Below are 24,162 nucleotides of genomic sequence, written 5' to 3'. Positions count from 1 at the left end.
GTGGCCGGTCACCGATGGTATCCGGACGATTGCGCAGACCGAACGCGGGAACCAGGTCAGCAGCGGCCGCTCCGGGGCGCTGATACCCTGGTAGCCCGTGGAGCGGCGGGCACGAAACCCCCGAACCTCAGCGACGGCGCCCCCGGTATCCGGGGCGGTTGCCGTGCGCACCCTCACGACGCGACCACGGGAGCTCCCTCTTGGCCATTGCCGCTAAACCCATGACGACCAAGCACCTCTTCGTCACCGGGGGTGTCGCCTCCTCACTCGGCAAGGGTCTTACCGCCTCCAGCCTGGGGGCCCTGCTGAAGGCGCGCGGTCTGCGCGTCACCATGCAGAAGCTCGATCCGTACCTGAACGTGGACCCGGGCACGATGAACCCCTTCCAGCACGGTGAGGTGTTCGTCACCAACGACGGTGCCGAGACCGATCTGGACATCGGCCACTACGAGCGCTTCCTCGACGTCGACCTCGACGGCTCGGCCAATGTGACCACCGGCCAGGTCTACTCCACCGTAATCGCCAAGGAGCGGCGCGGTGAGTACCTCGGTGACACCGTGCAGGTCATCCCGCACATCACCAACGAGATCAAGCACCGTATCCGGCGCATGGCCACCGATGACGTCGACGTCGTCATCACCGAGGTCGGCGGCACCGTGGGCGACATCGAGTCGCTGCCCTTCCTGGAGGCCGTCCGCCAGGTCCGGCACGAGGTCGGCCGGGACAACGTCTTCGTGGTGCACATCTCGCTGCTGCCCTACATCGGCCCGTCCGGCGAGCTGAAGACCAAGCCCACCCAGCACTCGGTGGCCGCGCTGCGCAACATCGGTATCCAGCCGGACGCGATCGTGCTGCGAGCCGACCGCGAGGTCCCGACCTCCATCAAGCGCAAGGTCTCGCTGATGTGCGACGTGGACGACGCGGCCGTGGTCGCCGCCATCGACGCCAAGTCGATCTACGACATCCCGAAGGTGCTGCACTCCGAGGGCCTGGACGCCTATGTCGTCCGCAAGCTGGACCTGCCCTTCCGCGACGTGGACTGGACCCAGTGGGACGACCTGCTGGCGCGGGTCCACCAGCCGGACCACGAGGTCACCGTCGCGCTCGTCGGCAAGTACATCGACCTGCCCGACGCCTACCTCTCCGTCACCGAGGCGCTGCGCGCCGGCGGCTTCGCCAACAGCGCCCGCGTCAAGATCAAGTGGGTCACCTCCGACGACTGCAAGACGGCGGCCGGTGCCCGGCAGCAGCTCGACGGCGTGGACGCGGTCTGCATCCCCGGCGGCTTCGGCGACCGCGGTGTGATCGGCAAGGTCGGCGCGATCACCTACGCCCGGGAGAACAAGATCCCGCTGCTGGGCCTCTGCCTCGGACTCCAGTGCATCGTCATCGAGGCGGCGCGCAACCTGGCGGGCATCGAGGGTGCCAACTCCACCGAGTTCGAGCCCGCCACCACCGACCCGGTGATCTCCACCATGGCCGAGCAGCTCGACATCGTCGCGGGCGAGGGCGACATGGGCGGCACCATGCGGCTGGGCATGTACCCGGCCAAGCTCGCCGAGGGCTCGATCGTCCGCGAGGTCTACGACAACCAGCCGTACGTCGAGGAGCGCCACCGCCACCGCTACGAGGTCAACAACTCCTACCGCGGTGAGCTGGAGAAGAAGGCCGGGATCGTCTTCTCCGGCACCTCCCCGGACAACAAGCTCGTGGAGTACGTGGAGTACCCGCGCGAGGTCCACCCGTACCTGGTCGGCACCCAGGCCCATCCCGAGCTGCGCTCCCGTCCGACCCGTCCGCACCCGCTCTTCGCGGGCCTGGTGAAGGCCGCGGTCGAGCGACAGACGGCAGCTCAGGCGCGGGGCGGCCAGGTCTGACCGCTACGGTTGACGGGGGCGGGCGGCCGGCGCGGCCCCACCGCCCCGTCAACCGCACGCGGAAAGGACGCTGAGGCAAGCATGCGCATCCAGGACACCCCCGAGGAATGGCAGGTCACCGCCACCGCCACGCCGTTCACCGGCAACAAGACGAGCGTGCGCACGGACGAGGTGGTCATGCCCGACGGCGGCCGGGCCAAGCGCGACTACCAGGTCCACCCCGGCTCCGTCGCCGTCCTCGCCCTGGACGAGGACGGCCGGGTGATCGTGCTGCGGCAGTACCGGCACCCGGTCCGCCGGCGGCTGTGGGAGATCCCGGCCGGTCTCCTCGACATCCCCGGTGAGAACCCGCTGCACGCCGCCCAGCGGGAGCTGTACGAGGAGGCGCACGTCAAGGCCGAGGACTGGCGCGTCCTGGTGGACGTCTACACCTCGCCCGGCGGCTGTGACGAGGCCGTACGGATCTTCCTGGCCCGGGAGATCTCCGCGGCCGAGGGCGAGCGGTTCGAGGTCTCCGAGGAGGAGGCCGACATGGAGCTGGCCCGGGTGTCCCTGGAGGAGCTGGTGCGCGGCGTCCTCGCGGGCGAACTGCACAACAACTGCCTCGCGGTCGGTGCGCTGGCGCTCCAGGCCGCGCTCGCCGGCGATGGCATCGACTCCCTGCGCCCCGCCGACGCGCCCTGGCCGGCCCGCCCCTTCGAGGCGTAGGCCCGCGTCTGCCGAGGCGCAGGCCCGCGCCTGGGGGGGGCGGCGGCTGGTGAAGATCCGATGGAGTGATTTTCGGGGCGGGCCGTGGGCCGGGAGTGCCGGTTACCTGACGCGGAGTGAACTACGCTCATAGTCACCCCGATCGCATGGCCGCGACGGGCTCGAACGCGCAGGTGGACGGGAGTGGGCCGGTGGCGGAGCAGGCGGTCGACACCGATGGGGAGCCGACGGCCCCCCGGAAGCGGCAGCCGCCGCCCGCCGCGCCCGCTTCGTCTACTTCTTCCACTTCGTCCGCTCCCGGGCGGCAGCCGCAGGACCGTGCGTCACAGGACCGTCCGGCGCAGGACCGTGCGTCACAGGACCGTCCGGCGCCGGACGACCGGACACCCCCTGCCGACACCCCGCCCCGGCAGCGCTCCGCGAGCGGCGCGGCCGGGCGCACGGGGGGCCAGGACGGCGGGGTGTGGAGCGGGGCGACCCGGGCCGTGCTGTTCGCGGCGGCGGCCACGGTGGGGCGGGGGTTCGCCGGGCGGCGGCGGGAGCTGCTCTCGCTGCGGGCCGATATCGAGCGCGCGGGCCTGGACACCCTCGCCGGCCGCAAGGCCGCCCGCAGCCGGGTGCTGCTGATCGCGGGCCGCCCCGGCTGGGGCCGTACGGCGCTCGCCGAGGAGCTCGTCCGGCGGCTCGCCGACGACTACCCCGACGGTGTGCTGAGCGCCCGGCTGACGACCTCCGCCGGCGACCCCGTCCCCATCGAGCGCACCGCCCGTGAGCTGCTCGGACGGCTTGGGGCGAGCGCCCCGCCGGGGGCGGACGAGGACGATCTGAGCGCGAGGCTGCGCGAGGCGTTCGACGGCAGGCGGATGCTGCTGCTGCTCGACGACGTGGCCGGGGCCGAGCAGGTGGACGCGCTGCTGCCGGATGAGCCCGGCTGCCTGGTGGTCGCCGTCTCGCACGGACCGCTGACCGGGGTGCCGGATGTGCGGCCGTGCACGGTGGGCGGGCTGGACGTGAGCGCGGCGGTCGGCCTGCTGGCGCAGTACGCCGGTCCCACCCGGATCACCTGCGATCCGGTGGCCGCGCAGTCCCTGGTCGAGGAGTGCGCGGGCCAGCCCGCCGCGCTCGTCCTGATCGGCGGCTGGCTCGCCGCCCGTCCCCAGGCGTCGGTCGCCGACGTCCTGGCGCGGCTGCGCGAACTGCCGCCGGACGAGAGGGACTCCGACCATGGCGCGCGCCCGCTGAACCGCGCCTTCCGGCTGGCCTACGCCGCGCTGCCGTCCGCCACCGCCCGGATGCTGCGGCTGCTGGTGCTCGCGCCCGGCGGATCGGTCGACGCGCAGACCGCCTCCGCGCTGGCCGGATGCTCGGTGGCGGACGGCGAGGCGGCGCTGGAGGGCTTCGCCGCGTACGGGATGCTGCGCCCGCGCGAGCCCGGCCGCTACCTGGTGCCCGGCTGTCTCGATCCGCTGCTGCGGGAGCTGCTGGAGACCGTGGAGCGCCCGGCGGAGGTGGAGCTGGCGCGGGCGCGGATGCTGGAGCGCACCGTACGGCAGCTGCGCGCCTGCCGACTGGCCGCCGAGCCCCCCGGTTCGCCGGGCCGGAAGAGGCTGGCCGAGATGCCGAGGCCGCTGCGGTTCGAGTCGGCGGCGGAGGCGGCCGCCTGGCTCGAGGCGCGGCTGCCCACGCTGCTCGAGGCCGCCCGGACGGCCGTGGAGACCGGTCGGCTCGACACCCTGGCCCGCCGTCTGGTGGCCGCGCTGACCCATGCCCTCACCGCCCACCGGGGCGCCGAGGGCGCCGCGCCGGAGCTGTACGGCCTGCATCAGCTGGTGCTGGACGTGGCCGGGCGGCGCGATCTGCCGGTGGAGCGGGCGGCCGCGCTGCTGAACCTCGGCGATCTGGACGGCGGGGCGGGCCGGGTGGACCAGGCCCTCGCCCGCTACAAGAGCGCCCTGGAGGCCGCCCGCGCCTCGGGCGATCCGTATACGACCGGGCGGGCGCTGGAGTCGATCGGCGGGACGTACCAGGAGCTGGAGGACTGGCACCGGGCGGCCGACTGGTACGGACGGGCCCTGGAGCTGCGGCTGAGCCGCCGCGATCTGCCCGCGGCCGCCCGGCTGTACGCCCGGCTCGGCACCGTCCACGGCTACGCCGGGCGGTGGGGCGAGGCGCTGCGCGACTGGCGGGCCGCCGCGGCCGCCTGCCGCCGGGCGGGGGACCGGCCGGGGTACGCGCGGGCGCTCAGCGGTGCCGCCGGCGCCCAGGAGCGCACGGGCCGGCCGAGGGAGGCGCTGCGCATCTGGACGGAGGCCGCCGCGGCCGCCCGGACCTGCGGCGATACGCGGCTGCACGCCGATGTGGCGCACCACGCGGCGGACGCGATCGACCGGCTGGGCGGGGACCCCGCGGTGGCGCGGTCGCTGCGACGCACCGCCCAGAGGATCGACGAGGCCGAACCGGACGACATGGTTCCGTCACTCGGGAAGGACAAGGGAAACCCAGTCGACCTACGAAACAAGTAGCGGTCTCCCAAAAGATTGATGCATTGCAAGGCTAGACAGGGTGACCTCCTTCATTAGACTGGCTGTACCGCGAATGTTGCGGTCGTCTCCGGCATGCGGACGCGTTCCGGTTTGCCTGTCTAAGGTCGATGTTGTGGCGGCCTATGACTGGCTGTGGCGATATGTTCCTTTCCCCCCATCCAAGGACCGTGATCGACGTGAAGGTCGGTATTCCCCGCGAGGTCAAGAACAACGAGTTCCGTGTGGCCATCACCCCCGCTGGTGTGCACGAGCTGGTCCGAGGCGGCCATGAGGTCGTCGTGGAGCAGAGCGCGGGCCTCGGCTCCTCCATCACGGACGAGGAGTACATCGCCGCCGGCGCGCGCATCCTCGACACGGCCGACGAGGTCTGGGCCGCCGCCGACCTGCTGCTGAAGGTCAAGGAGCCCATCGCGGAGGAATACCACCGGCTGCGCAAGGACCAGACGCTCTTCACCTATCTGCACCTGGCCGCCTCCCGGGCCTGCACGGACGCGCTGCTGGAGTCCGGCACCACCGCCATCGCCTACGAGACCGTCGAGACCGCCCACCGCGCGCTGCCGCTGCTCGCGCCGATGTCCGAGGTCGCGGGCCGGATCGCGCCGCAGGTCGGCGCGTACCACCTGATGCGGTCGGCCGGCGGTCGCGGTGTGCTGCCCGCCGGGGTGCCGGGGGTGGCCGCCGCGCGGGCCGTCGTCATCGGCGGTGGCGTCTCCGGGTGGAGCGCCGCCCAGATCGCCATCGGCATGGGCTTCCACGTCACGCTGCTCGACAAGGACATCAACAAGCTGCGCGAGGCCGACCGGATCTTCGGCAACCGGGTGCAGACCATCGCCTCCAACGCCTATGAGCTGGAGAAGGCCGTCCTTGATGCCGACCTGGTCATCGGTGCCGTGCTCATCCCGGGGGCCAAGGCGCCCAAGCTGGTCAGCAACGAGATGGTGTCCCGGATGAAGCCGGGAAGTGTCCTTGTCGACATCGCGATCGACCAGGGCGGCTGCTTCGAGGACTCCCACCCCACCACCCACGCCGAGCCGACCTTCACGGTCCACGACTCGGTCTTCTACTGCGTCGCCAACATGCCCGGCGCGGTGCCGAACACCTCCACCCACGCGCTCACCAACGCGACGCTTCCGTACATCGTGGAGCTGGCCAACCGCGGCTGGCGGGACGCGCTGCGCCGGGACGCCGCGCTGGCCAAGGGGCTCAACACCCATGAGGGGCAGGTCGTCTACGGCCCGGTCGCCGAGGCGCACGAGCTGCCCGCCGTCGAACTGAGCGCGCTGATCGGCTGACTCACCGATCGGCTGACTCGCTGATCGGCTGAGGGGTGCCGGGGCGGGTGAATTCCGGTTGTCCGGGCCGGTGAACGCCGGTTGCCGGACGGTCAACCCGGACCGTCAACGACAAGTCAAGGATGGACATCCGGCCGGGTTCTGCCGTAGGGCGGGGCCCGGCCGCGGGCGTGTCCGCTGTGTCCCATATCGGGCGCGGCTCATGGCTCGGCCAACTCGCCCTAAAGGCAACTATTCAGACGCTTTGTGGGGTGGTGAAATCTCCGCGGCACCGGTCACACGCCCTTGACATCGGGGTGTTCGATTGCCGACACATCGTGCCGTGTCCGGTGGATTGTGTTGCTGCGGACCGCCGACACGCCATAGAGTCGCCAACCGTCGGCATGGTGTCACGCTGACCTATAGAGAAATTTCCTGGTCACCAAGGAGGTAGGACGACTTGTGAATGAGTCGACATTTTCTCCCGGGGGTGGTCAACCAGGATCGGCTGCGCGGGGCCAGGGTCCCTCGGGGCTCGAGGCTGTCGGCTCCGTCGCTGTCCGCACCTTCGCAACCCACCAGAGCATGACGACAGCCCACCAGAGCCACAGCATGGACGGCCATCACGTGAACGCCATGGCCGGCGACCAGGGGGGCACGGATCCCGCCCGCTTCGCCGACTACGACGACCTCCCCGACGGGCACTTCTACGACCCGGACGCGGAGTACGAACCGGACCCCGAATACGCGGCCACGCTCGCGCCCGACGCTGCCCGCCAGCGCCGCGAGCGCATCGGCCCGACCGGGCGCCCGCTGCCGTACTTCCCGATCCCGGGTCCGCTGACCGACCACGGTCCCGCGAAGATCATCGCGATGTGCAACCAGAAGGGCGGGGTCGGCAAGACCACCTCCACCATCAACCTGGGCGCCGCCCTGGCCGAGTACGGCCGCCGGGTCCTGCTCGTCGACTTCGACCCGCAGGGCGCCCTGTCGGTCGGCCTCGGGGTCAACCCGATGGAGCTCGACCTCACGGTCTACAACCTGCTCATGGAGCGGGGCATGTCGGCCGACGAGGTGCTGCTGAAGACGGCCGTGCCCAATATGGACCTGCTGCCCAGCAATATCGACTTGTCGGCCGCCGAGGTGCAGCTGGTGAGCGAGGTCGCCAGGGAGTCGACCCTCCAGCGCGCGCTCAAGCCGCTGATGGCCGACTACGACTACATCGTCATCGACTGCCAGCCCTCGCTCGGTCTGCTCACCGTCAACGCGCTCACCGCCGCGCACAAGGTGATCGTGCCGCTGGAGTGCGAGTTCTTCGCGCTGCGCGGTGTGGCGTTGCTCACGGAGACGATCGAGAAGGTCCAGGAGCGGCTCAACCCCGACCTGGAGCTGGACGGCATCCTCGCCACGATGTACGACTCGCGCACCGTGCACAGCCGCGAGGTGCTCGCCCGAGTGGTCGAGGCGTTCGACGATCACGTCTACCACACGGTCATCGGCCGTACGGTCCGCTTCCCCGAGACCACGGTCGCGGGTGAGCCGATCACCACGTACGCGTCCAACTCCGTCGGCGCCGCCGCCTATCGTCAGCTCGCCAGGGAGGTGCTCGCCCGGTGTCACGCCGAGTGAGTCTGCCGGGAGCCGACGAACTGTTCCGCACCACGGGAGGGATGGCGCTCCAGTCCTCCTCTCCCGCCTCCGGACGCCGCCAGACGAACGGCGAGGGCCCCCGGGTGCCCCCGCCCGCCGCGGGCCCCGAGGCGGGCACCGAGCCGGGCGAAGGGCAGGAGCAGCGCCCGGACGGTGAGCAGTCCGGCTCGGGCGAACACACCGGACGGGAGGCGGCGGCCCCCCAGGACGCGGTCGGCGAGCGGCGCCCCGCGGCCGGGGACCGGCCCAAGGGCCGCCCGGCCCGGACCGGTTCGGCCGCGGCCGAGCAGAGCGCCCCGGCCCGCCGGCGCGCCCGTACGGCGAACCGGCGGCCCAGCGGGCGCGAGCGCCACGACGAGAAGATCACGGTCTATGTCTCCGCCGAGGAGCTGATGGACCTCGAGCACGCACGTCTGGTGCTCCGGGGCGAGCACGGGCTCGCCGTCGACCGCGGCCGGATCGTCCGCGAGGCGGTCGCGGTCGTCCTCGCCGACCTCGAGTCGCGGGGCGACGCGAGCATCCTGGTGCGCCGCCTGCGCGGCCGTTGACCGGGCCGGGCGATAGCCTGCCCGGTCGTACGGGCTGCCCCGCCCGGCCCTGAGCACCCTGGACCGCGATGCCGACGAACGACGCCCCCGCCCCGCCGCCCCGCCCCCCTCGCCGCACCCTCGGCCGAGGCCCCGGCGCCCGGCCGCACACCACGGGGCCGGACCGGTCCACCACCTCCGCGCAGCACCCCGCCGCGCCGCCCCCCGCGTCGGACGCCCCGTCCCCGCGGACGGACCCCGCCGAAGCGGCCCGCGCCACTCCGGGCAGCGAGCCCGCCACGCGTACGACGACGGCGGCCGATCCGCACCCGGCGACGGCTGAGGCGGCAGCGCCGCCCCTGGTGGCCGACGGGCCGCGGGACGGCGCCCGTGCGGCGCACGGGGCCCCTTACGGGGCGGCCGCCGGGCCCGAGGCGTCCCCGGCGGTGACCGAGCCCGCCGCTCCGGCCCCGGCGGCCGGGGCCACGGAAGCGGAGACCCGAGCCGGACGAAGGACCCACGCTCAGCCGCGCACCACGCGCCAGGAACGGACCGTCGCCCCGGGGGAGCGGGCCGTGCCGGGCGGCACGCCCGCCGGGCGCGGTGCGACGGCCGGGGGCCATGGTGAGGGCGCTGCGGCGGGCGAGCCGGAGCCGGTGCACGCACGGGCCGACGTCGATGTGACGCCCTCGGCGGGCGGGCACGGCGGGGAGGCGACGGGGGCCGGGACCGACGGGGCCGACGGGAGCGAGGGGACTCAGGGGACCCAGGGGGGCGACCAGGACGACGTCGAGGGTGACGACGACGGCAATCGGTTCACCGTGCGGCTGGACAACTTCGAGGGCCCCTTCGACCTCCTCCTTCAGCTGATCTCCAAGCACAAGCTCGACGTCACCGAGGTCGCCCTCTCCAAGGTCACCGACGAGTTCATGGCCCATATCCGCGCCATGGGACCGGACTGGGACCTCGACCAGACCACCGAGTTCCTCGTCGTCGCCGCGACCCTGCTGGACCTCAAGGCGGCCCGGCTGCTGCCCGCCGCCGAGGTCGAGGACGAAGCGGACCTCGCCCTGCTCGAGGCGCGCGACCTGCTCTTCGCCCGGCTGCTCCAGTACCGCGCGTACAAGCGGATCGCGGACATCTTCAGCGACCGGCTGGCCGCCGAGGCCACCCGCCACCCCCGTACCGTCGGCCTGGAGCCGCACCACGCCGAGCTGCTCCCCGACGTCGTCATCAGCATCGGCCCCGAGGGCTTCGCCAAGCTGGCCGTCAAGGCGATGCAGCCCAAACCCAAGCCACAGGTCTACGTCGACCACATCCACACCCCGCTGGTCAGCGTCCGGGAGCAGGCCGAGGTGGTGGTCGCACGGCTGCGGGAGCTGGGGGAGGCGACCTTCGGCACGCTCACCGAGGACGCTCCCGACGTCCTTACGGTCGTCGCGCGTTTCCTGGCGCTCCTGGAGCTCTACCGGGAGCGCGCGGTCCTGCTCGACCAGCCGGAGGCGCTCGGGTCGCTCATGGTCCGCTGGACGGGCGAGGAGGGGCGGCAGCCGCTGGTGACCGACGAGTTCGACCAGGAGGCCCAGGCCCGGGGCAAGGCCCGGCCCCGGGAGGCCGAGCCCGGTAAGGAGGCGGCCACGCCCGGTAAGGAGACGGCCACGCCCCCGAACGAGAAGGAGGAGGTACCGAGTTGAGTGAGCAGCGGACACCCGCCGGGCTCTCCGGGGTCGCCGAGCTGGACCTCAAGCCCGCCCTGGAGGCCGTCCTCATGGTCGTCGACGAGCCCGCCACCGAGGAGCACCTCGCCAAGGTGCTGGAGCGGCCGCGCCGCGCCGTCGCGGACGCGCTGCGCGAGCTGGCCGACGAGTACGCGACACAGGGCCGCGGTTTCGAGCTGCGGCTGGTCGCGGGCGGCTGGCGCTACTACACGCGCCCGGCCTACGCCGCCGCCGTCGAGGGGTTCGTCCTGGACGGTCAGCAGGCCCGGCTCACCCAGGCCGCTTTGGAAACCCTCGCGGTGGTCGCGTACCGTCAGCCGGTCAGCCGTTCCCGGGTCTCGGCCGTCCGCGGCGTCAACTGCGACGGCGTGATGCGGACCCTCCTCCAGCGGGGTCTGGTCGAGGAGGCGGGCACGGAACCCGAAACAGGTGCGATCCTGTACAGGACGACGAACTACTTCCTGGAGCGGATGGGCCTGCGGGGCCTGGAGGAGCTTCCGGAGCTCGCGCCGTTCCTCCCCGAGGCGGACGCGGTCGAGGGCGAGTCCCAGGAGGGCGTGCCGTCGTTCGATCCGGACGCCATCGACGGCGACGAAGCGCACGACGATGTAGAACACCGAGCCGGCAGCGGCCACTCTCAGACGGAAACGTGATGCGAAGCAGCGGCAGGAACAGCAGGGGCAGCGGTAGCGGCGGCAAGAACTACCGGGGCGCGGGGAACCGGCGCGACGAGAAGCAGCAGCGCGCCGGCCGCCCCCGCCCCGAGGAGCGCCGCTACGACGTGGGCGGCGGCCCGAGCGCGGGCCCCAAGGCGGGTCCCAAGGGTGGACCGAAGGGCGGCCCGAAGGCGGGGCCCAAGGGCGGCCCCAAGGGTGGTCCCAAGGCAGGCGGCGGCCGTGGCCGGACGTCGGCCCCGGCCCGTCCGCGCGAGTACGACGCGCAGATCGAGGAGCGCAACCGCGCCCGCCACGACAAGCCGCGGATCACGCTGCCCAAGACCTTCGGCGAGCCGGAGGGCGAGCGGCTCCAGAAGGTCCTCGCCCGCGCCGGTATGGGTTCGCGCCGTGCCTGTGAGGACCTGATCGACCAGGCCCGGGTCGAGGTCAACGGCAAGATCGTGACCGAGCAGGGGCTGCGCGTCGACCCCGAGAAGGACGAGATCAAGGTCGACGGGCTGACCGTGGCCACCCAGTCGTACCTCTTCTTCGCGCTGAACAAGCCCGCCGGTGTCGTCTCCACCATGGAGGACCCCGACGGCCGCCAGTGCCTGGGCGACTACGTCACCAACCGCGAGACCCGGCTCTTCCACGTCGGCCGGCTCGACACCGAGACCGAGGGCATCATCCTGCTCACCAACCACGGTGAGCTGGCCCACCGCCTCACCCACCCCCGCTACGGCGTCACCAAGACCTACCTCGCCGCGATCCAGGGCCCGCTCCCGCGCGACCTCGGCAAGCGGCTCAAGAGCGGCATCCAGCTGGAGGACGGCTACGCCCGCGCCGACCACTTCCGGGTGGTGCAGAACACCGGCAAGAACTACCTGGTCGAGGTGAGCCTGCACGAGGGCCGCAAGCACATCGTGCGGCGGATGCTCGCCGAGGCCGGCTTCCCGGTCGACAAGCTGGTGCGGACGGCCTTCGGACCGATCGCGCTCGGCGACCAGAAGTCCGGCTGGCTGCGGCGGCTGACCAACACCGAGGTCGGCATGCTGATGCGCGAGGTCGACCTCTGAGGTCCCCGAGCCTCTGAGGTCCCCGAGCCGCTGACGGTCCAAGAGCCACTGACGACCCCCGAGTCGCTGATCGGCCCGGCCGCCGGCGGCTCGTACGGTCTCGTCGCGTCTCGCCGGTCTCGTCGCGTCTCGCCCAGCGGTCGCCCCGGGAGTCTGTCCGACCCGCTCGTTAGGCTGATCGTGAGCGCGGCCCGCGACGCGGCCGCGCCCGACGCAGACGGGCACAGCGCGACAGGGAGCGAGACGTGGCGGTACGAGCGGTCCGCGGGGCCGTCCAGCTGGAGCGGGACGAGCCGGAGCACATGCACGAGCAGGTCTCAAAGCTGCTGACCGCCATCCTGGAGCGCAACGACCTCGACCCCGACGACCTGATCAGCGTGTGGTTCACCGCCACCCCCGATCTGCACAGCGACTTCCCCGCGGTCGCCGCCCGCAAGCTCGGCATCACCGACGTACCGCTGATCTGCGCCCAGGAGCTGGACATCGAGGGGGCCATGCCCCGGGTCGTCCGCATCCTGGCGCATGTCGAGACGCCCCTGCCCAAGTCCGACGTCGCCCATGTCTACCTCGGCGCCGCCGCCTCCCTCCGCAAGGACATCGCCCAATGAGAACCGCCCTCGTCATCGGCACCGGCCTGATCGGCACCTCCGCCGCGCTGGCCCTGGCCGGCCGCGGGGTCCAGGTGCACCTCGCCGACCACGACGCGGACCAGGCCCGCACCGCGGAGGCGCTCGGCGCCGGGACGCAAGGCGAGCCGGACGGGCCGGTGGACCTGGCGATCGTGGCCGTGCCGCCGGCCCACGTGGCCCCCACGGTGGCCGACGCGCTGCGCCGCGGCCTGGCCCGCGGCGTCCTGGACGTCGCGAGCGTCAAGGGCGGCCCGCGCCGTGAGCTGGAGGCCCTCGGCTGCGATCTGACCCGCTACATCGGCACGCATCCGATGGCGGGCCGGGAGCGCTCCGGGCCGCTGGCCGCCACCGCCGACCTCTTCGAGGGACGGCCCTGGGTGCTCACACCCACCGGCGGCACCGATATCGAGGTGCTCAACCTGGCGCTGGAGCTCGTCGCGCTGTGCCGGGCCGTGCCCGTGGTGATGGAGGACGAGGCCCACGACCGGGCGGTGGCGCTCGTCTCGCACACCCCGCACCTGCTGTCCAGCATGGTCGCCGCGCGGCTGAGGGACGCCGATGAGACGGCCGTGCGGCTGTGCGGGCAGGGCATCCGCGACGTCACCCGGATCGCGGCCTCCGACCCCGCCATGTGGATCGACATCCTCTCCGCCAACCCCGGCCCGGTCGCCGATGTGCTCGCCGCCGTCGCCGCCGACCTCGACGAGACGGTGCGGGCGCTGCGCGCGCTCCAGTCCGCCGACGAGGCCAAACGCGGCCACGGCGCGGCCGGTATCGAGGACGTGCTGCGCCGGGGCAACGCCGGGCGCGAGCGGGTGCCGGGCAAGCACGGCGCCGCCTCGGCCGCCTATGAGACCGTGACGGTGCTCATCGGCGACCAGCCGGGCGAGCTGGCCCGGATCTTCGCCGACGCGGGCCGGGCGGGCGTCAACATCGAGGACGTCCGGATCGAGCACGCCACCGGACAGCAGGCCGGTCTGATCCAGCTGATGGTCGAGCCCTCGGCGGCCCCGGCGCTCACCAAGGCGCTGCGGGAGCGGGGCTGGTCCATCCGGCAGTAGCGGTGCGGGACGGCCGCCGCACGCCCCGGCCCCGGGGACCGTCCCCCAGCGGTGCGAAGCCGCCCGGACGAAGCCAGTAACCTTGTCCGAGGCTCACCTGCCCCGTTCAACTCAGCCCCGTGCACATGAAAGGTGTCTGTCACCGTGGAAACCGCCGCCCGGACCGCCCCGGCAGCAGTGATTGTCGCGATCGACGGCCCCGCAGGCACGGGCAAGTCCAGTACCTCGAAGGCCGTCGCCGCCAAGCTGGGCCTGGGCTACCTGGACACCGGCGCCCAGTACCGGGCGATCACCTGGTGGATGGTGACCAACGGCATCGACGTCGAGGACGCCGTCGCCGTGGCCGACGCCGCCGCCAAGCCCACCATCGTCTCCGGCACCGACCCGGCCGCCCCGACGATCACCGTCGACGGCACCGACGTCTCCGGGCCGATCCGCACCCAGGAGGTCACCTCGCGGGTCAGCGCGGTCAGCGCGGTGCCCGAGGTGCGGGCCGTGATCACCGAGCTGCAGCGGACCATCGCCACCGAGGCGCCGCGCGGCATCGTGGTCGAGGGCCGGGACATCGGCACGACGGTCCTCCCGGACGCCGACCTCAAGATCTTCCTGACCGCCTCCCCGGAGGTCCGGGCGGCCCGCCGCAACGGCGAGCTGAAGGGCAAGGAGGCCAGCGACCTGGCCGCCACCCAGGCCGCGCTGGCCAAGCGGGACGCCCTGGACTCCGGCCGTAAGACCTCACCGCTCGCCAAGGCGGACGACGCGGTCGAGGTGGACACCTCCGACCTCACCCTCGACCAGGTCGTCGAGTGCGTCGTCACCCTCGTCGAGGAGAAGCGGACCGCGGCGTGAGCGCCACCGACGCGGCACTTCCCAGCGCGGCCGGGGCCGCCGCGGCCCGGCGGATCGGCATCGGCCTGATGTACGGGCTGTGGCGGCCCCGGGTGCTGGGCGCCTGGCGCGTCCCGTCCGCCGGGCCCGTCATCCTCGCGGGGAACCACTCCCACAACGTCGACGGTCCGATGGTGATCGGCACCTCGCCGCGGCCGGTGCACTTCCTGGTCAAGAAGGAGGCGTTCACCGGCCCGCTGGACCCGTTCCTGCGCGGTATCGGGCAGCTGAAGGTGGACCGCACCAGCGCCGACCGCACCGCGATCGGCCAGGCCCTGGGGGTGCTGGAGCGCGGCGGGGTGCTGGGCATCTTCCCGGAGGGCAGCCGGGGCGACGGCGACTTCGCCTCACTGCGCTCGGGGCTCGCGTACTTCGCCGTGCGCTCCGGTGCGCCGATCGTGCCGGTGGCGGTGCTCGGCACCGCCGAGCCGCGCGGCGACGGGCGGACCAGGGCGCTGCCCCGGCTGCGCGGCAGGATCGACGTGGTGTTCGGCGACCCCTTCGAGGCGGGGGACGGAAGCGGCAGGCGCACCCGGGCGGCCCTGGACCAGGCCACCGAGCGCATCCGGAAGCGGCTGGGCGCGCATCTGGACGCCGCCCGGCGGCTGACCGGGCGCCCAGACCAGACATGAGACCCGCGAGCCCATAGCGGCGGCCCGCGGCACTGAGGGACGACGAGGAAATCTTCATGAACGACCAGATCCACAGCGGCGGCGACGAGCACGGGGAGCTTGGCGACGCCGAGTACGCGGAGTTCATGGAGCTCGCCGCGCAAGAGGGCTTCGACCTGACGGAGGTCGAGGGCGACCTCGCCGCGGCCGGGCACGGCCCGCTGCCGGTACTGGCCGTCGTCGGCCGCCCCAACGTCGGCAAGTCCACCCTGGTGAACCGCATCCTCGGCCGCCGTGAGGCGGTCGTGGAGGACCGCCCCGGGGTCACCCGCGACCGGGTCACCTACGAGGCCGAGTGGTCCGGCCGCCGCTTCAAGGTGGTCGACACCGGCGGCTGGGAGCAGGACGTGCTCGGCATCGACGCGTCCGTGGCGGCCCAGGCCGAGTTCGCCATCGAGGCCGCCGACGCGGTGGTGTTCGTCGTGGACGCGACGGTCGGCGCCACCGACACCGACGAGGCCGTGGTCAAGCTGCTGCGCCGGGCCGGGAAGCCCGTGGTGCTGTGCGCCAACAAGGTCGACGGGCCCAGCGGTGAGGCGGACGCCGCGATGCTGTGGTCGCTCGGCCTCGGCGAGCCGTACCCGGTCTCCGCGCTGCACGGCCGCGGTACCGGCGACATGCTCGACGCGGTGCTGGAGGCGCTGCCCGAGGCCCCGGCCCAGACCTTCGGGGCGACGGTCGGCGGACCGCGCCGGGTCGCCCTGATCGGCCGCCCGAACGTTGGCAAGTCCTCGCTGCTCAACAAGGTCGCGGGCGAGGAGCGGGTGGTCGTCAACGAGATGGCGGGCACCACCCGCGACCCGGTCGACGAGATGATCGAACTCGGCGGCGTCACGTGGAAGTTCGTCGACACCGCCGGTATCCGCCGCCGGGTCCACCTCCAGGAGGGCGCGGACTACTACGCCTCGCTGCGCACCGCGGCCGCCGTGGAGAAGGCGGAGGTCGCGATCGTGCTGATCGACGCCAGCGAGTCCATCAGCGTCCAGGACCAGCGGATCATCTCGATGGCCGTCGAGGCCGGGCGCGCGCTCGTCATCGCGTACAACAAGTGGGACACCCTCGACGAGGAGCGCCGCTACTACCTCGAGCGCGAGATCGAGACCGAGCTGGGGCAGATCCAGTGGGCGCCGCGGGTGAACGTCTCGGCGCGCACCGGCCGCCACATGGAGAAGCTGGTCCCGGCGATCGAGACGGCGCTGGCCGGCTGGGAGACCCGGATTCCGACCGGGCGGCTCAACTCCTTCCTCGGTGAGATCGTCGCCTCCCATCCGCATCCGATCCGCGGCGGCAAGCAGCCGCGGATTCTGTTCGGGACGCAGGCCGGGACCCGGCCGCCGCGGTTCGTGCTGTTCGCCTCGGGATTCCTGGAGGCCGGCTACCGGCGCTTCATCGAGCGGCGGCTGCGCGAGGAGTTCGGCTTCGAGGGAACGCCCCTGCAGATCTCGGTGCGGGTGCGCGAGAAGCGCGGCCGCAAGAAGTAGCGGCCGCGCGCCGGTCAGCCCGCCCCGGCTCCCGGCCGGGTCCGCGCCTTCCGCCCGTGCGGCGGGCGGGCGGGCGCGGGGACCGGTGGGTGTGCCCCCGGGGTCAGTAGGTGTGCCCCCGCTCCTCGCCGCGGCCGGGCGGCAGGGCGGGGACGTAGCCGCGGTAGTAGAGCTCGTCGGTGTGCCACGCTGCGCTGTGGCCGTCCGGGCGGCCGTGGCCGCCGGTGAGGCCCCGGGGCCGGCCGATGGCGGCGAACGCCACGAACTCCATGTTCTCCTCGTCCGAACGGTCGCCGGGCAGCGCCCGGAACAGCCTGCGGTACTCCGCGTACAACGCGTCGTAGATCGGCGTGGCGGAGTGGCGCCAGGGGTCGGGCGCTGCCTCCAGCGCGGGGCGCATGGCCGGAATGCAGCCGTATGAAGGGGAGCGGTAGGAGAGGTCGTATGCGTGCACGTATGTGCCAACGACCCGGCCGCCCGTCGGATGCGGCATCGGTGGCGAATGGGCTGCCCACCAAGGGTCGGTGAGGTCCGGGGGGAGCTGCGGGGGGAGCTCCGGGACGGCGGCGGCCATGGCGGTCATGTGCCCGCGAGCGGCATCGACGCGCCGACCAGCGCACCGCGCGCCGCGGCCCGGTCCAGCGCCGCGCGCAGCTGGTCCTCGCGCGGCTGGGTGCCGATCGTGCCCGCCGCCGCGCCGTAGATCAGCACCTTCCGGGAGCGGCCGACGGCGCTCCGCCAGCCGTCGCTGAGCGGCATTGGGCTGTGCGCCTGCCACCAGGCCACCGGGCCGCCGCCGTTCGGCCCCGGCATCAGCACCGCGTGCAGCCGCCCCATGGCCAGCAGCACCGACCAGCCGGGGTTGGGCGCGGGCGGCCGGCCCAGATCGACCACCGGGGCGAAGCCCTGTTCGATGAGGAGCTGGAGGAAGTCGTCGGCGTGGCCGGCCGAACCGGGGCGGACGATCGGCGCGGTCGGCTCCACCACCAGCGCCGGGCACGCCTCCTGGCCGACCAGCACCACCCCGCTGGTCACCCCGAGCACCGCCTGCTGGGCCACCGGCGCGTGCGGCGCCTCGGCGGTCAGCAGCGCGGAGGTGTGCGAGGCGGGGGCGAGTGGCGCGGCCGGGGCGGGGATGTACGGCGCGGAAGCCTGCGGTACGGAGGCGTGCGATACGGAAGCGTATGGCGCGGGCGGCGCGGGCGGCGCCTCGGCGGTCAGTGGCGCGGCGTCCTCGCCCGTGATGGACCGCACCGCGCCGCGCAGCTGCTCTTCGGAGACCGGGACGACCTGGGAGGGCACGCAGGTGGCGTGGGCGAAGGCCAGCACGGCCGTCTCCTGGCCCACGAAGAGCACGGTGCTGGTCCGCTCCTGCTCGGTGTTGCCGGGCGTGCGGCAGGACGTGCAGTCGTAAGCGCCCGGGGCGTTGTCCCCGGCGAGCAGCCGGTCGGCTTCTTCGTCGCCGATCTCGGCGCGTACGTCATCGCTGACGTCGAGCATGCGCGGCACGGGTGGCTCCTCGGTCTCGGTGTGAGCCGGGCGGTTCCCGGCTCATACGTAGACAACGGGCCATGCGGGGCGGGGGTCACGCGCCCTGGGCCGCGCCGGGGCCCGATGGCCCGTCGGGCCGGATGGTTCCCTCAAGTCGCTACCGATTTCACATCTGTTGGGACACAAGAAGGTGATGACGCCCAACCCTGTCCCACTTTTCGCCGTCTAACACCGTGGTAGGCGGACGAGACCCGTCCGCGGGGAAGCAGTGGGATACGGGGCCGGATGCACATCTCTTTCCTGATTCATAACGCGTACGGGATCGGCGGGACGATCCGGACCACGTACAACCTCGCCCGCACCCTGGGGGAACAGCACGATGTGGAGATCGTGTCGGTCTTCCGCCACCGCGACCAGCCGATCTTCGATCCCGGTCCGCATGTGCGGCTCAGCCACTTAGTGGACATCCGGAAGAACAGCCCGTCCTACGACGGCGACGACCCGGACCACAGCCGCCCGGCGCGGGTCTTCCCGGCGGCGGAGGGCCGCTACAAGCAGTACAGCGCCCTCACCGACCGCCGTATCGCGGACCATCTGCGCCGGCTGGACGCCGATATCGTTGTCGGAACCCGCCCCGGGCTCAACGTCCACATCGCCCGCGAGGCCCGCCGCGGTCCGGTACGGGTCGGCCAGGAGCATCTGACGCTCAGCACCCACTCCAAGGGGCTGAAGCGGGCCCTGCGCGCGGTCTACCCCCGGCTGGACGCGGTGACCACCGTGACCGAGGCCGACGCGCAGACCTACCGCGACCAGATGCGGCTGCCCGGCGTACGGGTCGAGGCGGTGCCGAACAGCGTGCCCGAGCCCGGTCTGGCGCCCGCGGACGGCACCGGCAAATGGGTGGTCGCGGCCGGCCGGCTGGCCCCGGTCAAACGCTACGACCTGCTGATACGCGCGTTCGCCAAGGTCAGCGAGGCCCGCCCGGACTGGCGGCTGCGGATCTACGGCGGCGGCGCCCAGTACGCCAAGCTGCGCGCCCTGATCGACCAGCTCGGCCTCTACAACCACGTCTTCCTGATGGGTCCGGCCAATCCGCTCGACCCCGAGTGGGCCAAGGGCTCCATCGCCGCCGTCACCTCCAGCCTGGAGTCGTTCGGCATGACCATCGTGGAGGCGATGCGCTGCGGCCTTCCCGTGGTGGCCACCGACTGCCCGCACGGACCCGCGGAGATCATCGACAACGGCGTGGACGGCCGGCTCGTGCCCACCGGCGACAGCGACGCCATCGCCGCCGCCCTCCTCGACCTCATCAACAACGACGAGCTGCGCCAGCAGATGGGACAGGCGGCGCTGAAGGACTCGGCCCGCTTCGACCCCTCCCGGGTGGCCGGGCGCTACGAGACGCTGTTCTCCGGTCTGATCGCCCGCAGCGGACTGCGGGAGTCCTGGCACCGCACCCGCGGCTCCCTGCTCAGCGGCGCGTTCACCACCAAGGACTCCCTGCGGAAGGTGCGTGTCGCATGAGTGCAACAGTGGAGGCAGCCCAGCACCTCGAGGAGGACGGGATGAGTGAGGCCGACGAGACCGCCCCGGCTCGCGCCGACTGCGTGGCGGACTCGGCCGGCGGGCTCACCTTCCACATCGCCGACGGGGCCCGTCCCGCCCCGGGCGGCCACGACGACTGGAGCGGTGCGCTGGTGCTGCTCCGCCGGGGCGCGGCGGACGCCCCCGACGGGGAGGTGCGGCTGCCGCTGGGCCCCACCGCGGACGGCCGGCTACAGGCTGCCCTGCCCAGCACCGTCGCCCTGCCCGAGGGCCGCTGGGACGTCCATGTGGCGTACGGGGACGCGGAGCCGCGGCGGCTCGCCCCGGGCCTGAACGATCTGCGCTCGCTCGTCGACCGCCGGCCGGGGCCGAGCACCTCCCCGCTGTCCGTCCGCATCCCGTACGCCACCAAGCACGGCAATCTGTCGCTGCGCAGCTGGCGGCGGGCGCCCCACGCCGAGGCCGGGGAGATCCGCCTGGGGGACGACACGATGACCGTCCGGGGGCGGCTGCACCGCGTCGCCTACCCCTCCGACTGGCTGGCCGAGGCGGTCGTCGAGGCCCGCCGCCGCGGGGGCACCGCCCCGGTGCGGACGGCGCCGCTGGAGGTGGACGGCCCGGACTTCTCCTTCACGCTCTCCTACCCCGAGCTGGCGCGGAGCTGGGACGGCGGTGCGGACGTGTGGGACCTGTGGCTGCGCCCGGCGGACGGGAGCATGGCCCCGGCGCGGCTCGCCCGCATCCTGGACGACATCGCGGACAAGAAGGAGATCTTCACCTATCCGCCGCGGACGGTCACGGGCCCGCACGGGGAGGTACAGGCCCGGCCGTACTACACCCGTGGCAACGACCTGGCGGTGCGGATCGAGGCGTCGGTCTGATCCTGACGGGGGCTTCGGCGGGGGCTCGAGGCTCAGGGACCGCCTGGCTCGGGCCCTGGGCCGATCGCCCCCCGCGGCTTCAGCTGCTGGTCCTTCCCCTGCTCCAGGCCGGCCACCTCCGGATGGTGCAGATCGAAGGCGGGCGACTCGGAGCGGACCCTCGGCAGGGTGGTGAAGTTGTGCCGGGGCGGGGGACAGGAGGTCGCCCACTCCAGGGAGCGGCCGAACCCCCAGGGGTCGTCCGTCTCGATCTTCTTCCCGTACTTGGCCGTCTTCCAGACGTTGTAGAGGAACGGCAGGGTCGACATGCCCAGCAGGAAGGAGCCGATGGTGGAGACGGTGTTGAGCGCGGTGAAGCCGTCCGCCGCCAGATAGTCGGCGTAGCGGCGCGGCATCCCCTCCACCCCCAGCCAGTGGTGCACCAGGAAGGTGGTGTGGAAGCCGACGAACAGCGTCCAGAAGTGGATCCGGGCCAGCCGCTCCTCCAGCAGCTTCCCGGTGAACTTCGGCCACCAGAAGTAGAACCCCGCGAACATCGCGAAGACGACGGTGCCGAAGACCACGTAGTGGAAGTGGCCCACGACGAAGTAGGTGTCGGTGACATGGAAGTCCATCGGCGGTGAGGCCAGGATGACGCCGGTGAGCCCCCCGAAGAGGAAGCTCACCAGGAACCCGACCGCCCACAGCATCGGCGCCTCCAGGGACACCGAGCCGCCCAGCATGGTGCCGATCCAGTTGAAGAACTTCACCCCGGTCGGCACCGCGATCAGAAATGACATCAGGGAGAAGAAGGGCAGCAGAACCGATCCCGTGGCGAACATGTGGTGTGCCCAGACCACCATCGACAGTCCGGTGATGGCCATGGTCGCGCCGATCAGCGTCACATAGCCGAAGACCGGTTTACGGGAGAAGACCGGGATGATCTCGGTGATGATGCCGAAGAACGGCAGCGCGATGATGTAGACCTCGGGATGGCCGAAGAACCAGAAGAGGTGCTGCCACAGCAGCGGTCCGCCGTACCGGGCGTCGAAGACCACCGCCCCGAACCGCCGGTCCGCCTCCAGCGCCAGCAGCGCCGCCGCCAGCACCGGGAACGCCATCAGGATCATGATCGAGGTGAAGAGGGTGTTCCAGGTGAAGATCGGCATCCGGAACATCGTCATCCCCGGCGCCCGCATCGCCATGATGGTGGTCAGGAAGTTCACCGCGCCCAGGATCGTCCCGAAGCCGGACAGCGCCAGCCCCATGATCCACATATCGGCGCCGATACCGGGGGAGCGGATCGCGCTGTTGAGCGGGGCGTAGGCGGTCCAGCCGAAGTCCGCGGCGCCCCCCGGCACCAGCAGACTGGCCACCACGATCAGCCCGCCGAACAGATACAGCCAGTACGACAGCATGTTGAGGCGTGGGAAGGCCACATCCGGCGCGCCGATCTGGAGCGGCATGATCTCGTTGGCGAACCCCGCGAAGGCCGGGGTGGCGAACAGCAGCAGCATGATCGTGCCGTGCAGGGTGAACGCCTGGTCGAACTCCTCCTGGGAGACGATCTGGAGCCCGGGGCGGGCCAGCTCCGCGCGCATCACCAGCGCCAGGACGCCTCCGACCAGGAAGAAGCCGAAGGACGAGATCAGATACAGATGCCCGATCTTCTTGTGGTCGGTGGTGGTGAGCCAGTCCACGAGCACACTGCCCTGCCGTGTCACCCGGACCGGACCGACGGCCCGCGCGGTGTCTGTCGCCATCGAGGCTCCTTACGTGTCCTGGGCGGGTTCGGTCCTGGAGACGGGTACCGTCATGATCGTCCGCTGGCTGCGGCGAACCGTGGAGCTGCCCTGACCGTCACTCCCCCGGGGACAGCAGCGGACCGAGCGGCCCAAGGTCCAGATTGAGCTCCGAGGGCGCGATGCCGTAGCGCGCGCAGAGGGTGCCCATCCGGTCCTCCAGCAGCATCAGCGTCAGCCCGATCCGCTCCTCCTGGTCCTCCGTCAGGTCGCCCTGGTCCACCCGGCGCAGCGCCTGCCGCTCCATGAGCTGGCGCAGCAGCTCGACGACGGTCAGCACCAGCTTCATCAGGTCACGCTCGACGGTGTCCTGGTCCAGCTCCAGCTTGTGGCTCACGGTTCCGCTCATGGTTCCTCCCAGGGCGACGGCACATTGGCGTTCACCGAGCTGATGAGCGCGCGCAGATCGATACGGACCAGATCGACGTCGGCGATCCGCAGGGTCAGATCACCGGTGATCACCACTCCGCCCGCGAGCAGCCGGTCCAACACATCCACCAGGGCGATCTGCTGATGGGCCAGGGGACGGTCGGCCGGGGCCGTCGTCATCCGCCCGCCCCCGCGCCCTCGGCTTCGTCAGGGGCGGTGAAGGAGTACGGCGCCCACGGGCCGGTCAGCTCCACCCGCAGCCCGGCCGCCCGCCCGGCCAGCTCACCGACCCGCTGGGCGAAACCGGCGCTGTCCTCGCGCCGTACCAGATATGCGGCGTTCAGCACATTGCGGTCGGACACCCCCGACAGCTTCGGGTCCTGCGGCGGATGCAGCCGGTGCCGCTCGGCCAGCCCGGCGAGGGTGTCGTGCACCAGCCGCGCACCCTCCTCCGTATGGCCCCAGCGCTGCTCGGCGGCGTGCCGCTGTGCCTTGCGGCGGCGCAGGTAGTCACGGCCGGACAGGGCGGTCGCAGCGTTTGGTTCCCCGGCGGGCGGCTCCTCGGGCGGGGGCGCCTCGGCATATGCCTTGACGCCCCATTCGACCCGGCCCTCCAGCCGGTCCAGCGCCGAGGCGAACCGCTCCCGCCCGTCGGCGAGCATCCGCCGCAGCCCCTCCTCACCACGGCAGACGGTGGCCAGCCGGACCGGTATGACGCAGGACTCGGCGCCCGCGGTGTCGACCACCCGCTGATGGGCGCGCGCCACCCGCTCCAGCCATGCCATGTCCTCCAGCCGCTCGCGCAGCGGGCCCTCGTCGAAGTGCTCGGCGGGCACGGTGCCCGCCAGGACGGCGAGGCCCAGATGGCGTACGGCGCGCACCGGTTCGCCCGCCACTCCGGGCACCCCCTCCAGGGCGGCGAGCACGTCCGGGGCGGCGTCCGGCGTACCGGTGTCGCGTACCACCGCGTAGGCGTACCGCAGTCCTTCGGTCATGCGGTCTTCTCCTCGTTCTCCCCGCTGGGCACCTCGGCCCGGTCGGTCCGGGCGGCCTGGTCGGTCACTTCGGTCCGGTCGGTCCGGGCGCGGGAGGAGAGCGACGGATCGTGCTCCCACCAGTCGATGCCCATCTCCTTCGCCTTGTCGACCGAGGCCACGATCAGCCGCAGCTTGATCGTGAGAAGTTCGATGTCGAGCAGATTGATGCGGATATCGCCCGCGATCACCACGCCCTTGTCGAGCACCCGCTCCAGGATGTCGGCGAGGTTGGCCCCGCCCTCGCCCCGGTTGGCCACCCCGTACGATCCCGAGGAGCCGAACGACGAGGCCGGAGAGCCATA

At 72.4% G+C, this 24,162-nt stretch carries 23 protein-coding genes; 16 read left to right on the top strand and 7 right to left on the bottom strand.

What is annotated here, in order from left to right; genetic code table 11:
- Nucleotides 1–221: 221 nt before the first annotated feature.
- The 14 genes from N6H00_RS09745 to der all read left to right on the top strand — a co-directional run bounded on the left by N6H00_RS09745 (nucleotide 222) and on the right by der (nucleotide 16,756).
- The gene (locus N6H00_RS09745; protein ID WP_268971195.1) at nucleotides 222–1,877 is read left to right on the top strand and encodes a CTP synthase; all 1,656 of its coding nucleotides are present in this window, start codon (nucleotides 222–224) and stop codon (nucleotides 1,875–1,877) included.
- Between the two features lie 81 nt (nucleotides 1,878–1,958).
- Nucleotides 1,959–2,585: an NUDIX domain-containing protein gene (locus tag N6H00_RS09740; RefSeq protein ID WP_268971194.1), complete on the top strand. Its 627-nt coding sequence runs from the start codon at nucleotides 1,959–1,961 to the stop codon at nucleotides 2,583–2,585.
- A 191-nt stretch (nucleotides 2,586–2,776) separates the two neighbouring features.
- Nucleotides 2,777–5,107, top strand: coding sequence for a tetratricopeptide repeat protein (locus tag N6H00_RS09735; RefSeq protein WP_268976898.1), 2,331 nt, complete (start codon nucleotides 2,777–2,779; stop codon nucleotides 5,105–5,107).
- A gap of 197 nt (nucleotides 5,108–5,304) precedes the next feature.
- A complete protein-coding gene (gene ald, locus N6H00_RS09730) occupies nucleotides 5,305–6,420 on the top strand; it encodes an alanine dehydrogenase (RefSeq protein WP_268976897.1) in 1,116 nt (371 codons plus the stop codon).
- Between the two features lie 591 nt (nucleotides 6,421–7,011).
- Nucleotides 7,012–8,028, top strand: coding sequence for a ParA family protein (locus tag N6H00_RS09725; protein WP_020872375.1), 1,017 nt, complete (start codon nucleotides 7,012–7,014; stop codon nucleotides 8,026–8,028).
- Nucleotides 8,013–8,597, top strand: coding sequence for a hypothetical protein (locus tag N6H00_RS09720; RefSeq protein ID WP_268971192.1), 585 nt, complete (start codon nucleotides 8,013–8,015; stop codon nucleotides 8,595–8,597). Before N6H00_RS09725 ends, N6H00_RS09720 begins: the two co-directional genes overlap by 16 nt.
- Before the next feature lie 425 nt (nucleotides 8,598–9,022).
- A complete protein-coding gene (locus N6H00_RS09715; protein ID WP_329618675.1) occupies nucleotides 9,023–10,270 on the top strand; it encodes a segregation and condensation protein A in 1,248 nt (415 codons plus the stop codon).
- A complete protein-coding gene (scpB, locus tag N6H00_RS09710; RefSeq protein WP_268971190.1) occupies nucleotides 10,267–10,947 on the top strand; it encodes an SMC-Scp complex subunit ScpB in 681 nt (226 codons plus the stop codon). Before N6H00_RS09715 ends, scpB begins: the two co-directional genes overlap by 4 nt.
- Complete coding sequence (locus N6H00_RS09705) at nucleotides 10,947–12,026, top strand: pseudouridine synthase (RefSeq protein ID WP_268971189.1); 1,080 nt, start codon at nucleotides 10,947–10,949, stop codon at nucleotides 12,024–12,026. The genes scpB and N6H00_RS09705 overlap by 1 nt, the downstream gene beginning before the upstream one ends.
- A gap of 245 nt (nucleotides 12,027–12,271) precedes the next feature.
- A complete protein-coding gene (gene aroH / locus N6H00_RS09700; protein ID WP_268971188.1) occupies nucleotides 12,272–12,634 on the top strand; it encodes a chorismate mutase in 363 nt (120 codons plus the stop codon).
- Entirely contained in the window at nucleotides 12,631–13,716 is a 1,086-nt protein-coding gene (locus tag N6H00_RS09695) for a prephenate dehydrogenase (protein ID WP_268971187.1), read from the top strand. The genes aroH and N6H00_RS09695 overlap by 4 nt, the downstream gene beginning before the upstream one ends.
- A gap of 144 nt (nucleotides 13,717–13,860) precedes the next feature.
- On the top strand, nucleotides 13,861–14,565 hold the full coding sequence (gene cmk, locus N6H00_RS09690) for a (d)CMP kinase (protein WP_268971186.1): 705 nt from the start codon (nucleotides 13,861–13,863) through the stop codon (nucleotides 14,563–14,565).
- A complete protein-coding gene (locus N6H00_RS09685) occupies nucleotides 14,562–15,236 on the top strand; it encodes a lysophospholipid acyltransferase family protein (protein ID WP_268971185.1) in 675 nt (224 codons plus the stop codon). Before cmk ends, N6H00_RS09685 begins: the two co-directional genes overlap by 4 nt.
- 56 nt (nucleotides 15,237–15,292) lie before the next feature.
- On the top strand, nucleotides 15,293–16,756 hold the full coding sequence (gene der, locus N6H00_RS09680; protein WP_268971184.1) for a ribosome biogenesis GTPase Der: 1,464 nt from the start codon (nucleotides 15,293–15,295) through the stop codon (nucleotides 16,754–16,756).
- A 103-nt stretch (nucleotides 16,757–16,859) separates the two neighbouring features.
- On the opposite strand, the gene N6H00_RS09675 is transcribed toward der, so the two are convergent.
- Together N6H00_RS09675 and N6H00_RS09670 are read right to left on the bottom strand one after the other, a co-directional pair.
- On the bottom strand, nucleotides 16,860–17,156 hold the full coding sequence (locus N6H00_RS09675; RefSeq protein ID WP_329618527.1) for a hypothetical protein: 297 nt from the start codon (nucleotides 17,154–17,156) through the stop codon (nucleotides 16,860–16,862).
- Nucleotides 17,157–17,335: 179 nt separating this feature from the next.
- Entirely contained in the window at nucleotides 17,336–18,265 is a 930-nt protein-coding gene (locus N6H00_RS09670; protein WP_268971183.1) for a hypothetical protein, read from the bottom strand.
- Between the two features lie 267 nt (nucleotides 18,266–18,532).
- Here N6H00_RS09670 and N6H00_RS09665 point away from each other — a divergent pair, with 267 nt between their 5' ends.
- Nucleotides 18,533–19,771: a glycosyltransferase family 4 protein gene (locus N6H00_RS09665; RefSeq protein WP_268971182.1), complete on the top strand. Its 1,239-nt coding sequence runs from the start codon at nucleotides 18,533–18,535 to the stop codon at nucleotides 19,769–19,771.
- A gap of 41 nt (nucleotides 19,772–19,812) precedes the next feature.
- Nucleotides 19,813–20,673: a hypothetical protein gene (locus tag N6H00_RS09660; protein ID WP_268976895.1), complete on the top strand. Its 861-nt coding sequence runs from the start codon at nucleotides 19,813–19,815 to the stop codon at nucleotides 20,671–20,673.
- A 32-nt stretch (nucleotides 20,674–20,705) separates the two neighbouring features.
- Here the strand turns inward: N6H00_RS09660 and ctaD are convergent, their stop codons facing one another.
- The 5 genes from ctaD to N6H00_RS09635 all read right to left on the bottom strand — a co-directional run bounded on the left by ctaD (nucleotide 20,706) and on the right by N6H00_RS09635 (nucleotide 24,117).
- Nucleotides 20,706–22,415: an aa3-type cytochrome oxidase subunit I gene (ctaD, locus tag N6H00_RS09655; RefSeq protein ID WP_268971181.1), complete on the bottom strand. Its 1,710-nt coding sequence runs from the start codon at nucleotides 22,413–22,415 to the stop codon at nucleotides 20,706–20,708.
- A gap of 97 nt (nucleotides 22,416–22,512) precedes the next feature.
- Nucleotides 22,513–22,803 carry a gas vesicle protein K gene (locus tag N6H00_RS09650; protein WP_268971180.1) on the bottom strand — a complete coding sequence of 97 codons (291 nt, stop codon included), beginning with the start codon at nucleotides 22,801–22,803 and terminating at the stop codon, nucleotides 22,513–22,515.
- Entirely contained in the window at nucleotides 22,800–23,003 is a 204-nt protein-coding gene (locus N6H00_RS09645) for a gas vesicle protein (RefSeq protein WP_268971179.1), read from the bottom strand. The genes N6H00_RS09650 and N6H00_RS09645 overlap by 4 nt, the downstream gene beginning before the upstream one ends.
- Nucleotides 23,000–23,818, bottom strand: coding sequence for a GvpL/GvpF family gas vesicle protein (locus tag N6H00_RS09640; RefSeq protein WP_268971178.1), 819 nt, complete (start codon nucleotides 23,816–23,818; stop codon nucleotides 23,000–23,002). Before N6H00_RS09640 ends, N6H00_RS09645 begins: the two co-directional genes overlap by 4 nt.
- Nucleotides 23,815–24,117, bottom strand: coding sequence for a gas vesicle protein (locus N6H00_RS09635; RefSeq protein ID WP_268976894.1), 303 nt, complete (start codon nucleotides 24,115–24,117; stop codon nucleotides 23,815–23,817). The genes N6H00_RS09640 and N6H00_RS09635 overlap by 4 nt, the downstream gene beginning before the upstream one ends.
- Nucleotides 24,118–24,162: the final 45 nt, after the last annotated feature.

The sequence above is a fragment of the Streptomyces sp. S465 genome, assembly GCF_026898115.1.
Taxonomy (GTDB): Bacteria; Actinomycetota; Actinomycetes; order Streptomycetales; family Streptomycetaceae; genus Streptomyces; species Streptomyces luomodiensis.
This window is presented reverse-complemented; position numbering and strand designations above follow the sequence as displayed.

Bases quoted from the DNA above. Each gene is read 5' to 3' on its own strand.
- N6H00_RS09745 (WP_268971195.1), top strand. From the start codon at position 222: ATGACGACCAAGCACCTCTTCGTCACCGGGGGTGTCGCCTCCTCACTC.
- N6H00_RS09740 (WP_268971194.1), top strand. From the start codon at position 1,959: ATGCGCATCCAGGACACCCCCGAGGAATGGCAGGTCACCGCCACCGCC.
- N6H00_RS09725 (WP_020872375.1), top strand. From the start codon at position 7,012: ATGGACGGCCATCACGTGAACGCCATGGCCGGCGACCAGGGGGGCACG.
- N6H00_RS09705 (WP_268971189.1), top strand. From the start codon at position 10,947: ATGCGAAGCAGCGGCAGGAACAGCAGGGGCAGCGGTAGCGGCGGCAAG.
- N6H00_RS09695 (WP_268971187.1), top strand. From the start codon at position 12,631: ATGAGAACCGCCCTCGTCATCGGCACCGGCCTGATCGGCACCTCCGCC.
- der (WP_268971184.1), top strand. From the start codon at position 15,293: ATGAACGACCAGATCCACAGCGGCGGCGACGAGCACGGGGAGCTTGGC.
- N6H00_RS09675 (WP_329618527.1), bottom strand. From the start codon at position 17,156: ATGCGCCCCGCGCTGGAGGCAGCGCCCGACCCCTGGCGCCACTCCGCC.
- N6H00_RS09665 (WP_268971182.1), top strand. From the start codon at position 18,533: ATGCACATCTCTTTCCTGATTCATAACGCGTACGGGATCGGCGGGACG.
- N6H00_RS09660 (WP_268976895.1), top strand. From the start codon at position 19,813: ATGAGTGAGGCCGACGAGACCGCCCCGGCTCGCGCCGACTGCGTGGCG.
- ctaD (WP_268971181.1), bottom strand. From the start codon at position 22,415: ATGGCGACAGACACCGCGCGGGCCGTCGGTCCGGTCCGGGTGACACGG.
- N6H00_RS09650 (WP_268971180.1), bottom strand. From the start codon at position 22,803: ATGAGCGGAACCGTGAGCCACAAGCTGGAGCTGGACCAGGACACCGTC.
- N6H00_RS09645 (WP_268971179.1), bottom strand. From the start codon at position 23,003: ATGACGACGGCCCCGGCCGACCGTCCCCTGGCCCATCAGCAGATCGCC.
- N6H00_RS09640 (WP_268971178.1), bottom strand. From the start codon at position 23,818: ATGACCGAAGGACTGCGGTACGCCTACGCGGTGGTACGCGACACCGGT.